Here is a 12,942-nt window from a genome sequence, read left to right as displayed (position 1 = left end):
AACCGTGATTAAATACTGTTAGGCATTCTTAAGCCGTTGCTCCGCCGCTGCTTGTTTTGGTAGAAAGACCTCGGGCAGGAACGACTCGGGGGGGTTACCTGCAGAACGCACTGCGAACGCGGATCGGTTCGGCTAGACGACTTCTTAGGGGATTTCCCGGAAGATGGTCGAGGCTGCTTCCGGTGCCAGCGGGACATTGAGGAGCCGTCGGCGACGACAGGATCCCGGGCAAGTGCGGGTAATCTCATAATGCCAGGAAAGAAAGCGCGCTTAATGGTTTCACCGGCGGAAGAACTGCGGCGCGATTCCCACTTCGATCCCGAAAGGTACGACCCCGCGGCAGGCGGGACCGTTGGGGATCTGCTCCGGCGCACGCGAGAAGGCTTTGGCCAGGACATCGACGCCGTGGCCATGCAGCTGCGTATCCGCAACAATTATCTGCGGGCCATCGAGACGGGGCGGTTCAGGGATCTGCCGGGTTCCACCTATGCCGTCGGCTTTGTCCGGACCTATGCGGAGTATCTGGGGCTCGATGCCCAGGAGGTGCTGCGCCGGTTCCGCGAGGAGGCGGCGGAAGTCAGCGGGCAAACGCAGTTGATCTTTCCGGCGGCCGCGACCGAGGGCAAGTTCCCGGGCGGCGCCATTCTGCTGCTGTCGGTCCTGCTCGCCGGCATCGCCTACGGTGCCTGGTACTACCTCTCGGACCAGCGGGCGAACGTCCTCGATCTGATCCCGGCGGTGCCCGAGCAGATCATGGGGTTGGTGTCCGGGAACCTGGCGCCGGCGGGAGGTGCCGCTGATCCGTCGATATCAGGGACAGTCGAGTCAGAGGCGGCCGAGCCACAGGCGGCCGAGGCACAGGCCGTGGCCGAGGCGCGCGAGCCGGAAGCAGCCGATGACGACGTCGCAGTTGCGGAGCCACCGGCGGTCGTCGACGAGGCGTCAAGCGAGGCGGCGCCGTCTAGCGAGCCCGAACCACAGCTTGAGGTCGAATCACAGGCCGCAGCCAGCGCCCCCCCACCCGCGCCGGCAAGCGGGGCGAACGAGGCGGAAACCGAAACGACGGTTGCCGCCATTCCCGCCGCGCCGGCCGCTCCTGTTGCCGAACCCGATCCGCAGGTCTTCGGTTCCGCCAACACGGAGTTTCGCATCGTGCTCCGTGCCCGGTTGGAAAGCTGGGTTCAGGTCACCGATGCCGCCGACCGGATTCTCCTGACCCGCGTGTTGCGGGTCGGCGACAGATATCAGGTTCCGGACCGGCCGGGGCTGACCTTGGCGACCGGCAATGCCGGCGGTCTCGATATCGTTGTCGATGGCCGCGCAATGCCGCCTTTGGGACCGGTCGGGGTCGTGCGTCGCGACATCCTGCTCGATCCGGAGCGGCTGGTCTCCGGGACGGCCCTGCAGAGATAGCGGCTGCCCACGGCAGCCTTCACGGCAGGCCCCGCCGCAACCCTTGATCTTTCCGAAGCGTTTGCGCATCTTCGGCCTCGACTCCGACCTCCCGATCCCATGATCGCCGAGTCCTGTCGGCGGGGATCCTGTATGATCAAGTGAGCGTCTGTCATGAGCATTCGGCCCTATCGGGATATTCAACGCCGTTCTTGCCGGACGATCCATGTCGGCAAGGTGGCTGTCGGCGGCAACGCCCCGATCTCGGTCCAGTCGATGACCAATACGTTGACGGCGGATGCTGCGGCGACGGTGGAGCAGGTGCGGCGGCTCGAGGCGGCGGGCGCCGATATCGTGCGTGTCTCCTGTCCCGACGAGGCATCGACGGCGGCTCTCCGCCAGATCGTCGCTCAGACTTCGGTGCCGATCGTTGCCGACATCCATTTCCACTATAAACGGGCGATCGAGGCGGCGCAGGCCGGGGCCGCCTGCCTGCGGATCAATCCGGGCAATATCGGTTCCGCCGCGCGCGTTCGCGAGGTGATCCAGGCGGCCAAGGATCACGGCTGCTCGATGCGCATCGGCGTCAATGCCGGCAGCCTCGAACGGGATCTTCTGGAGAAATACGGCGAGCCCTGCCCCGAGGCGATGATCGAGAGCGCGCTCAACCATGCGCGCATCCTGGAAGACAACGACTTCTTCGAGTTCAAGATCAGCGTCAAGGCGTCCGACGTCTTCCTGGCCGTTGCCGCCTATCAGGGCCTGGCGGAGGCCTGCGACTATCCGCTGCATCTCGGAATCACGGAGGCCGGCGGTCAGCGGATCGGGACGGTGAAGTCCTCCGTCGGGCTCGGCATGCTGCTCTGGTCGGGGATCGGCGATACCATCCGCGTGTCGCTGTCCGCCGATCCGGTGGAGGAGGTCAAGGTCGGCTTCGACATGCTGAAGTCGCTGAACCTGCGCCATCGCGGCGTCAACGTGATTTCCTGCCCGTCCTGCGCCCGGCAGCAGTTCGACGTGATCCAAACCGTCGAGGTTCTGGAGGGGCGCCTGTCCCATATCACGACGCCGATGACGGTGTCGGTGATCGGTTGTGTGGTGAATGGCCCCGGCGAGGCGCGCGAGACGGATATCGGGTTCACCGGCGGCGGCAACGGTACGCACATGGTCTATGTCAACGGCCTGCCGGACCACCGCCTGAAGGACAGCGATATCGTCGACCATCTTGTCGGGCTGATCGAGAAGAAGGCGGCCGATATCGAGGCTGCAAAGGCCGCGGAGGACGCGGACAATGCGACTTCGCAAGCGGCAAGATCGACGGCCGCCGTCGCCCAATAACGAGTTTGGCCAATAACGATTTCGGAGTCCCCCTTGTCTTCCCTGCAGCCCGTCCGCGGCACGCATGACCTTCTGCCCGAGACTGCGCGCCGGCATCGCGCGGTCATCGATATCGCGCGCCGCGTGGCCGAATGCTACGGCTATCAGGAAATAGCGACACCGATCTTCGAGTTCTCGGAGGTGTTCAAGCGGACTTTGGGCGACACGTCCGATATCGTCACCAAGGAGATGTACAGCTTTACCGACCGGGGCGGCGAACAGTTGACGCTTCGGCCGGAGGCGACCGCAGGAGTCGCGCGGGCCCTGATATCGGGCGGGTTGTCCCAGCAGCTTCCGTTGAAGTTCTTTTGTCACGGCCCGATGTTCCGGTACGAGCGCCCGCAGAAGGGGCGGCTCCGGCAGTTCCACCAGATCGACGTGGAGCTTCTGGGCGTTGCGCAGCCGCTCGGCGATATCGAGGTGATCGCGCTCGGTGCCCAGATCCTTCGGGAACTGGGTGTCTACGACCGCGTCGTGCTGGAGCTCAACACGCTCGGCGACACCGAGAGCCGCCAAGCCTACCGCGCCGTTCTGGTCGACTATTTCAAGGCGCATCGGGACCGTCTCTCCGAGGACAGCCTCGGCCGGCTGGAACGCAATCCGCTCCGCATTCTCGATTCGAAGGACGAGGGCGATCGGCGGCTGGTTGCCGAGGCGCCGCTGTTCACCGACTTTCTGAACGACGCAAGCCGCGACTTCTTCGCGGCCGTGACTGCCGGGCTGGAGAGTCTCGGCATTCCTTACAAGCTGAACCCGCGTCTGGTACGCGGCCTCGACTATTACTGCCACACCGCCTTCGAGTTCACGACCGAGGCGCTTGGCGCGCAGGGGACGGTGATGGCCGGCGGCCGCTATGACGGGTTGGTCGCGATGATGGGCGGCCCCGCCACGCCGGGCATCGGCTGGGCCGCCGGCATCGAACGTCTCGCGATGCTTCTCGCCGCGGAGACGCCGGCGATCCGGCCGATCGCGGTGATCCCGGTCGGCGCCGCTGAAGAGGCCGCGGCCCTGCGGCTCACGGAGTCGTTGCGGCGGGCGGGCATTACCGTCGATCTCGGCTATGGAGGAAATCTCGGCAAGCGAATGAAGCGCGCCAACCGGATGAACGCGTCGGCCGCCGTCATTCTGGGTGAGGACGAGCAGGCTCGCGGCGTCGCCGCCGTGCGCGACCTCGATTCGGGCGAGCAGGAGGAGGTGCCGCTCAACGCGCTGAGGGATCACCTCGCCCGCTACCGCTAGCGTCATGGCGCCGTCGAGGACGCGCGCGGATCTTATCGTCGTGGGCATCAGCCACCGTAGCGGAACGGCCGCCCTGCGGGATCATCTGTTCGTCGAGGAGGCGGCGCAACCCGAAGCGCTTGCCGGTCTGAAGGCGGCCGGATTCGAACAGGCGTTGGTGCTTTCGACCTGTGATCGTACCGAGGTGCAGGCGGTGCATGCCGAGCCGACCGTGGCGGCCGAGCGTATCATCGCCATTCTCGCGGGCCGCTCGGCGGTCGCGCCGGCAGAGCTGGCGAGCCAAGCCTACCGGCTGACGGATGAGGCGGCGCTGCGCCATATCTTCGCGGTTGCCGCCTCGCTGGACAGCCTGGTGATCGGCGAGCCGCAGGTTCTCGGGCAGCTCAAGGCCAGCCACCGGATCGCCCGTGAGGCCGGGCTGGTCGGCGGAGATCTGGAGGCGGCGCTGCAGGGCGCTTACCGGGCGGCCAAGCGGGTTCGGACCGAAACGGCCCTGGCCCAACAGCCGGTCTCGATTGCCGCGGCGGCGGTCCAGCTCGCCCGGAAGGTCCATGGCGACCTGGGGCGATGCAGCGGATTGCTGATCGGAACCGGCGAGATGGGCGAGTTGATGGCCGACCAGCTTGCCAAGGCCGGGTTGGCTCGCCTGACCGTTGCGCACCCCTCGCAAAAGCGGGCGGAATTGACCGCGCAGCGCCTGGCGTGTCATTTCCTTGGTCTGAACGGCGTGCCGCCGGGCCTCGAGGCGGCGGATATCATCATCGGCTCCTTGGGTACCGGCAAGTCCGTCGTGACGGCTCCCATGATCCGGGCGGCGTTGAAGATGCGGCGGCGGCGGCCGATTCTCCTGCTGGACGTCGCCGTGCCGGGAGACATCGAGATGACGGTCGGAGAGATCGAGGAGGCTTTCCTCTACGATCTCGACGATCTCGAGCGGCTCGCGATGCAGGGTCGCTCGACGCGCGCTGCGGCGGCGGAAGAGGCCTGGGGCATCGTCGATCAGGAGGTTATGGACTTCCTGCGGAAGCGGGACGAACGGGCCGGCGTGCCGCCCTTGATCGCCCTGCGCCGCCACTTCGAGGCGCTGCGCACGGAGGTGTTGGAGGCGACGCGGCCCGGCGACGCGGAAGAGGCCACGCGGCTGCTGGTCAACAAGCTACTGCATGACCCATCGGAAATGCTGCGCGCCATGGCGGCTGCGCGGCGGGCGGGCGGACCGGTGGAGCCGGAGGCGGCGGCGCAGCTTCTCTGCGCCATCTTTGGCTTGACCGAGGCCGAATGTGACGAGATGCCGGACGATCTGACCAACGCGGATCGGAAGCGTCAGAAGGAGGGCGAGTGAGTCTGCAAGACAAGCTGAGGCGTGTGGTGCAGCGCCACGAGGAGTTGAGCGCCGTAATGTCGAGTCCCGGATCGCTGGACTCCCAGGATTATGCGCGCCTGTCGAAGGAATATGCAGAACTGACGCCCGTCGTCGACGGCGTCATGGCTCTGGAGAAGGCCAAGGTGGAAATGAGCGACCTCGCCGCGATGATGGCGGATCCCGGCGCTGACGCGGACATGAAAGCGCTGGCCGAAGAGGAGTTCCTTGCGCTGAAGGAGCGCGTACCGGAGCTCGAGCAGCGCATGAAGATTCTCCTCCTGCCGAAGGATGAGGCGGACGCGCGCAACGCGATTCTCGAAGTTCGCGCCGGCACCGGCGGCGAGGAAGCAGCGCTCTTCGCGGCCGAGTTGTTTCGCATGTATCTGCGCTATGCCGAACTGCATGGCTGGCGCGTGGAGATCTTGAGCGTCAACGAGACCGGCATCGGCGGCTACAAGGAAGCCACGGCCACGATCTCGGGGCGCAACGTCTTCGCACGACTGAAGTTCGAATCCGGCGTGCATCGGGTGCAGCGCGTTCCGCAGACGGAGGCTGGCGGCCGGATCCACACCTCGGCTGCGACCGTGGCGGTCCTGCCGGAGGCAGAGGAGGTCGACGTCGACATCGATGAAAAGGATCTTCGCATCGACGTCTTTCGATCCAGCGGTCCGGGCGGGCAGTCCGTCAACACCACGGACAGCGCCGTGCGCATCACGCATCTGCCGACGGGGCTGGTGGTGCAGCAGCAGGACGAGAAATCGCAGCACAAGAACAAGGCCAAGGCGCTCAAGGTTCTCCGGGCGCGGCTCTACGACCTCGAGCGGACGGCGCGCGAGGCGGAGCGCGCCGCCTCGCGCCGCACGCAGGTCGGCAGCGGCGATCGCTCCGAGCGGATTCGCACCTACAACTTCCCGCAGGGGCGCGTCACCGACCATCGAATCAACCTGACGCTCTACAAGATCGATCGCGTCATGGCGGGCGAGGCGCTTGACGAGATCGTCGAGGCCCTGATCGCCGAGGATCAGGCGGCCCGCCTGACGGAGATCGAGTGACGCAGACTGTCTCAGCCGCGCTCGCCGAGATTGCCAGACGACTGCGACAGGCCGGCATCGAGTCACCGCGTCGCGAGGCCCGACTCCTCGTCGGTCATGTGCTCGGGATCGGGCCGGAGGCCATCATCGCCGGCCCCGAGCGGAGCCTGACGGTCGCCGAAAGCGATCGGCTTGCCGAGTCCGCCGGACGGAGAGTCCGTCGCGAACCGCTCTCGCATATTCTCGGCTGGCGGGAGTTCTGGAGTCTTCCTTTCCGGGTCACGGCGGAGACGCTGGATCCCCGGCCGGACAGCGAGACGTTGGTGCAGGCGGCGCTCGACTGCATTGCGGATCCGGTGCTGCCGGTACGGGTCCTCGACCTAGGGAGCGGGACGGGCTGCCTTCTCTTGGCTGTGCTGAGCGAACGGCCGCATGCGACCGGCATTGGCGTCGACCGCAATCCGGACGCGGTCGAGGTCGCGCGAGCCAATGCGGCCGCGCTCGGCTTTGCCGACCGGGCGGTGTTCGCCTCCGGCGACTGGGGAAAGGGTCTGGATGAAGATTTTCATTTGATCCTTACCAATCCACCCTATATTCCAGTTACGGAGATCCACGGCCTCGCACCCGAGGTGGCGCTTTACGAGCCGCGATTGGCTCTGGCTGGTGGTCCCGACGGACTCGATTGTTATCGCGCCATAGCGCCGGACTTGCATCGCCTTCTGAAGAAGGGGGGCCATGCGGTTGTGGAGGTCGGCCTGGGGCAGGCCGACAAGGTACAGGGTATTCTTGCCGCGGTCGGGCTACGGCCGCTGAGACGGGCTCACGACCTCAGCGGGGTCGAAAGGTGCCTTGTTTTCGAGCGAGAATGACAGCCAGTCTATGATGGCCGGCGCTTCGAAAGTCGAAGAAGAAAACAGTTGGAATGCCAGCATTTACTGTTTAGGGTATCTGCGACGGAGGGGCACCGATAAGGCTTTGTGAAGCTAGGCCCCCTGTTCTATTCCCAAAAGTTGCTCCGAACGACGCGTGCTGCGGCCGTGGCGAGAATGACCCGTCAGGCGTCGGAGCGGGAATTTATCATCAACATGAAGTGAAATTGCAATGAGACAAGGTTCCAATCCCAGGCGGTCGCGCGGGCGCGGCCCACGGAAACCGCATGCGGGCGGGGGGAAGCAGACGTTCGACAGTAACGGACCGGATATCCGGGTTCGGGGAAGCGCTTACCAAGTTCTCGAGAAGTATCTCGCTATGGCGCGCGATGCGACATCTGCTGGTGACCGGATTGCAGCGGAAAACTATCTGCAGCACGCGGAGCATTACTATCGCATCCTGAATGCCAATTCCGGCGAGCAGCACGGGCCGAACGGCCGAAGCCGCGGCAACGGTCGATCCGAAACGAACGGCTTCGACCGGAACAACGAAGAGGCCCGGGATGACGAAGCTCGAGACGATGGGGAAGATGAGGCCGGGCCGCCGAGCCGGCGTCGTTCGGCGCGAGGCGCATCATCGCAAGGCCCCGAGCAAGGCATCGGGCAGAGCATGGGAGAGAACTCGGCCGGCGCCGACATCGATGGGGCCGACGAGCCGACGGAAGGCATCGCCTAAGCGGACAGGCGCATAGCGGGGCGGATACCCCTTCGCCCGGTCCGCAGTTCAAAATTTAATCGACGGAGCCTCATGGCGCTCTTGCCCGGACGGATGCCGCCAGACGGGTGCTGAGCGTGCCCATGGACGCCCTCTTGTGCCCTCTTGCGTGTTGTTCCTAAAAACCCATATCGGAGCTAGGGTTGATTGGGTTCAATGCATCAACGACTGCGTGCCGTAATGGTCGGGCGCAGACGCTAGAGGGCGAAAATGGACTTTGAAAAATACACCGAACGTTCGCGCGGGTTCATCCAAGCGGCGCAAGGTCTGGCTCTGCGCAGCGGACATCAGCGCCTGACCCCGGAACATCTGCTGAAGGTTCTGCTCGACGACCGAGAGGGGTTGGCGGCCAATCTGATTCGGGCCGCCGGCGGCGACCCCGCCGAGGCCCTCCAAGGCATCGAGACCGAGTTGGCAAAGCTCCCGAAAGTCGAAGGCGGCGGGGCGGGGCAAGTCTATCTCGCGCCGGAGACGGCGCGCATGTTCGACTCCGCGGAGCAACTCGCGGAAAAGGCCGGCGACAGCTTCGTCACCGCGGAGCGGCTGCTGCTCGCCTTGGCGCTCGCCACCGGCACTCCGGCGGCGCGTGCCCTTGGGCAGGCCGGCGTTACCGCTCAGTCGCTCAACCAGGCGATCAACGACGTTCGCAAGGGACGATCGGCGAACAGCGCGACGGCGGAAGACAGCTATGACGCGCTGAAGAAATATGCGCGGGACATGACGGCGGCGGCGCGGGAAGGCAAGCTCGATCCGGTGATCGGCCGGGATGAGGAGATCCGCCGGACGATCCAGGTGCTGTCGCGACGCACCAAGAACAACCCGGTGCTGATCGGCGAGCCCGGTGTCGGCAAGACCGCCATCGTTGAGGGGTTGGCCCTGCGGATGGTGAATGGCGACGTGCCGGAAAGCCTGCGCGACAAGCGGCTGATGGCGCTTGATCTCGGGGCGCTGGTGGCCGGCGCCAAATTCCGTGGCGAGTTCGAAGAGCGTCTGAAGGCGGTGCTGCAGGAGATCTCCGCTGCGGCCGGCGACGTCGTTCTATTCATCGACGAGCTTCATACGCTTGTCGGCGCCGGTGCGGCCGAAGGCGCGATGGATGCGTCCAACATGCTGAAGCCGGCGCTTGCCCGCGGCGAGCTGCATTGCGTCGGCGCGACGACGCTGGACGAGTACCGCAAGCATATCGAGAAGGATGCGGCGCTTGCCCGGCGGTTCCAGCCGGTCTTCGTCAGCGAGCCCTCGGTCGAGGAGACGATCTCGATCCTGCGCGGCCTGAAGGAGAAGTACGAGTTGCATCACGGCGTGCGGATCACGGACTCCGCAATCGTCAGTGCTGCGACCTTGTCGAATCGCTATATCACCGATCGGTTCCTGCCGGACAAGGCGATCGACCTCGTCGATGAGGCGGCAAGCCGCCTGCGGATGGAGGTCGACTCGAAGCCGGAGGAGATCGACGAGCTCGACCGGCGGCTGATCCAGCTGAAGATCGAGCGTGAGGCGCTGAAGAAGGAGGCGGACCCGGCATCGAAGGACCGCCTCCAGAAACTCGAAGGCGAAGTCGCCGAACTGGAGAAGAAGTCGGCCGATCTGACGGCCGTCTGGCAGGCGGAGAAGGAAAAGCTCGTCGGCGCCCAGAAGCTGAAGGAGCAGCTGGACCATGCGCGCATCGAGCTCGAGCAGGCGCAGCGGACGGGCAATCTGGAGCGGGCCGGCGAACTCGCCTACGGGATCATTCCCGACCTGACGCGAAAGCTTAAGGACGGCGAGTCGGCTGGTGAGCATCACATGCTGAACGAGGTGGTGACAGAAGAGGACATCGCCGCCGTCGTGTCACGCTGGACCGGCATTCCCGTCGACAAGATGCTCGAGGGCGAGCGCGAGAAGCTGCTGCAGATGGAAGAGGCGCTGCGGACCCGCGTCATCGGCCAGGACGAGGCGATCGTCGCCGTCGCCAACGCTGTGCGTCGCGCGCGCGCCGGATTGCAGGACCCGAACCGGCCGATCGGCTCCTTCATGTTCCTGGGTCCGACGGGCGTGGGCAAGACGGAGCTCACGAAGGCTCTGGCGGCTTTTCTGTTCGACGACGAATCGGCGATGATCCGGATCGACATGTCGGAGTATATGGAAAAGCATTCCGTGGCCCGGCTGATCGGCGCGCCGCCCGGCTATGTCGGTTACGAGGAAGGCGGCTCCCTGACCGAAGCGGTTCGCCGCCGGCCCTATCAAGTGATCTTGTTCGACGAAATCGAGAAGGCGCATCCGGATGTGTTCAACGTCCTGCTGCAGGTTCTCGACGACGGCCGCCTGACGGACGGCCAGGGCCGGACGGTCGATTTCCGCAACACGCTGATCGTGCTCACTTCGAACCTCGGCAGCGATATTCTGGCCGGCCAGCCGGAAGGTCAGGACTCCGCCGCGGTGCGCGAGCAGGTCATGGCGGTGGTGCGGGGGGCGTTCCGGCCGGAATTCCTCAACCGAGTCGATGAGATCCTGCTGTTCCATAGGCTGACTCGGCCGCAGATGACCGGAATCGTCGACATCCAGCTGCAGCGGCTGCGGGCGCTTCTGGCCGACCGGAAGATCACGCTCGAGCTGGATGAGCGGGCTCGCGCCTGGCTGGCCGAAGCCGGTTACGACGCGGTCTATGGCGCACGGCCGTTGAAGCGGGTGATCCAGCGCGAGCTGCAGAATCCGCTGGCCGGCATGATCCTCGAAGGGCGCATCAAGGACGGCGATACGGTGCGGGTCACCGCCGATGATAGCGGCCTCGTGATCAACAGCGACATGGTCGCTGCGGCGCAGTAGGGGCGGTCCGGTATTCGCTCAGGTGTCTTTGCGGCGGAGCCCTTGATCGGCTCCGCCGCGAGGCGTCAGGAGGGCTGACGAGCGATAAGGACCCGATCCTGATGCAGCGTCTTCCGCAACTGGTCGATATCGTCCTTTACCGCCTGGAACGCCTGTAGGTCCTTGCCTTCGAGTATTTTGCCCGTCGGCAGCTTGATGCTCAGCGGATTGGTCTGCTTGCCGTTCTGCAGCACTTCATAATGCAAGTGCGGGCCCGTCGAACGGCCCGTCGTCCCGACATAGGCGATCACCTGGCCCTGCTCCACGCGACTGCCTTTCTTGAGCCCCTTGGCGAAGCGGCTGGTATGGGCATATGCGGTCGAGAACTCGGAATTGTGACGGATCTGGATATAGTTTCCATAGCCGCCGTTCCGGCCGATCCTGGCGATCACGCCGTCGCCCGCGGCGAAGATCGGCGTGCCCGTCGGCGCGGCGAAGTCGGTGCCCTTGTGCATCCTGCTGTAACCGAGAATCGGATGCTTCCGCAGGCCGAAGCCCGACGATATGCGCGCGCCGTCGATCGGGGTCCGCAACAGTGCCTTGCGAATGCTCTCCCCTTTGGGGTTGAAGTAGTCGGCGCGATCATCGCTCGGCGTGAAGCGATAGATGTTAAGCTCTCGGTCCTTCAACGTCAGTGCGGCAAAAAGAACATCGCCGACCTTGGCTAAATTGCCCTGCTCGTCGCGATATTCCTCGTACAGAATTTCGAAGCGGTCGCCCGGATGGATCTCTCGCTGAAAATCGACATCGTAGCTGAAAGCCCGGATGATTTCGGCCATCGCGCCAAGGGGAACGCCCTGCGCCAGGCTCGCTTCGAACAGGCTGGAACTGATGCTTGACGACGCATGCGCAACCTCAACGGTGAGCGGGCGCTCAATGGTCGCCGCGACGAACCCGCCATCGTCATTTCGTGTCACATGGACGTCGCGCTCGACATCCGGCTGCAGGCTCATCTCGACCAACTGGCGCTCGCGCGCCTCGGATGTTTGGCCCGGCGTGCTCAGATTGAGCCGAAGCTCCTGGCCCGGCTTGAGTTCCCTCGGTGCGAACACCTTCTCAAGGGCGGTGACCGCCTCATAGGCCTCGCCGCGATTGATCCCGGCATCGACCAGGAGCCCTATCAGCGTGTCGCCGCTCCGAACCTCGACGACCTCCTCGACGAGACGGCCGGCCTTGCCGAGATGAACGTCCTCAAGCAAGCTGTCGGGCACGCTGTGCAGCAGCACGAAATGCTCCGGCGGCAGTTGCTGTTCCAGATCGGAGGGTGGGGGGAAATCGGCTGCGTCGACGCGCGAACCGATGAAGGAGGTCGTATACCAAGAGGCGCTGGCCAACCCGACGACGGCAAGCCCGACTCCGGACTTGACGGCCCAATGCCGAAACGGCGCGGCTAATTTCAAATGCTTCCCCGGCAATACCTGCCCCCCTCACACAGGATAGTCGGCGGCAACGCACTGCTAATGCCGCGTTCTTCAAGTTTAAGGACGTTAGAACTGGAAGATTTTCAAAGAGTTAACTTAGAATAACGAGCGCAGGATGCCGAGCGCCCTTCGGTCTGTCAACTATAAAGCAGAACATGGCGGGGACCGGAAGGGAGCGTTGAAACGCCCCGGAGCCCGGCATCTTCGAGGAAGGCTCTTGTTATCGGTGCTTGCGCGGCCATATATGCCGCTGTCAAGATTGAAGCACCTGAAATTAAAACAGATTCTTCGCACCCGGCCCTTGAATGCGGGTGCGGGATCGCTATTTCAAGCAAGGTCGTGTTATCGGGGTGGGACGCTCTTCGAGGGGGTCTTGAACCGGTCTCGGCAGGGGATTATCTAGGCGATCCGCCGGAACGGAATCGAGCGATATTCGGCGTCGAAGCCCGGCATGTTTGCCGAAAGGTCCGGCGTCGGGCGAGTGGCTCGATCATGGTTCAGAAAAAGTTTGTGAAAAGCGTTTGACACATTCTGTGTGAGGGGCGTATAAGCCCGCTCCGCGACACGGTGGGCCGGCTTGATCGGCGGCGGTGTCGCCGGGACAGGAGCCTGGTTGCAACTGGGTGTTTCG

The 12,942-nt window shown here is 64.6% G+C and carries 9 protein-coding genes; 8 read left to right on the top strand and 1 reads right to left on the bottom strand.

Features of this window, described 5'->3' with window-relative positions; translation table 11 throughout:
- The first annotated feature begins 273 nt into the window (after nt 1-273).
- The 8 genes from DT069_RS15835 to clpB all read left to right on the top strand — a co-directional run bounded on the left by DT069_RS15835 (nt 274) and on the right by clpB (nt 10,851).
- The gene (locus DT069_RS15835) at nt 274-1,413 is read left to right on the top strand and encodes a helix-turn-helix domain-containing protein (RefSeq protein WP_162913235.1); all 1,140 of its coding nucleotides are present in this window, start codon (nt 274-276) and stop codon (nt 1,411-1,413) included.
- A gap of 153 nt (nt 1,414-1,566) precedes the next feature.
- A complete protein-coding gene (ispG, locus tag DT069_RS15830; protein WP_119461296.1) occupies nt 1,567-2,730 on the top strand; it encodes a flavodoxin-dependent (E)-4-hydroxy-3-methylbut-2-enyl-diphosphate synthase in 1,164 nt (387 codons plus the stop codon).
- A 33-nt stretch (nt 2,731-2,763) separates the two neighbouring features.
- The gene (gene hisS, locus DT069_RS15825) at nt 2,764-4,008 is read left to right on the top strand and encodes a histidine--tRNA ligase (RefSeq protein ID WP_119461295.1); all 1,245 of its coding nucleotides are present in this window, start codon (nt 2,764-2,766) and stop codon (nt 4,006-4,008) included.
- Nucleotides 4,009-4,048: 40 nt separating this feature from the next.
- Nucleotides 4,049-5,350: a glutamyl-tRNA reductase gene (gene hemA, locus DT069_RS15820; protein WP_425450285.1), complete on the top strand. Its 1,302-nt coding sequence runs from the start codon at nt 4,049-4,051 to the stop codon at nt 5,348-5,350.
- Nucleotides 5,347-6,423: a peptide chain release factor 1 gene (prfA, locus tag DT069_RS15815; protein WP_119461293.1), complete on the top strand. Its 1,077-nt coding sequence runs from the start codon at nt 5,347-5,349 to the stop codon at nt 6,421-6,423. The genes hemA and prfA overlap by 4 nt, the downstream gene beginning before the upstream one ends.
- Complete coding sequence (gene prmC / locus DT069_RS15810) at nt 6,420-7,271, top strand: peptide chain release factor N(5)-glutamine methyltransferase (RefSeq protein WP_119461292.1); 852 nt, start codon at nt 6,420-6,422, stop codon at nt 7,269-7,271. Before prfA ends, prmC begins: the two co-directional genes overlap by 4 nt.
- Before the next feature lie 232 nt (nt 7,272-7,503).
- Entirely contained in the window at nt 7,504-8,007 is a 504-nt protein-coding gene (locus tag DT069_RS15805) for a DUF4167 domain-containing protein (protein ID WP_119461291.1), read from the top strand.
- 249 nt (nt 8,008-8,256) lie between these two features.
- A complete protein-coding gene (gene clpB / locus DT069_RS15800) occupies nt 8,257-10,851 on the top strand; it encodes an ATP-dependent chaperone ClpB (RefSeq protein WP_119461290.1) in 2,595 nt (864 codons plus the stop codon).
- 65 nt (nt 10,852-10,916) lie between these two features.
- Here the strand turns inward: clpB and DT069_RS15795 are convergent, their stop codons facing one another.
- Nucleotides 10,917-12,290, bottom strand: coding sequence for a M23 family metallopeptidase (locus DT069_RS15795; protein ID WP_119461289.1), 1,374 nt, complete (start codon nt 12,288-12,290; stop codon nt 10,917-10,919).
- Nucleotides 12,291-12,942 lie beyond the last annotated feature (652 nt).

It is taken from the genome of Virgifigura deserti (assembly GCA_003576685.1).
GTDB classification, from domain to species: Bacteria; Pseudomonadota; Alphaproteobacteria; order Dongiales; family Dongiaceae; genus Virgifigura; species Virgifigura deserti.
The sequence above is the reverse complement of the archived record's forward strand: the minus strand, read 5'-3'. Positions and strand labels throughout refer to the sequence as shown.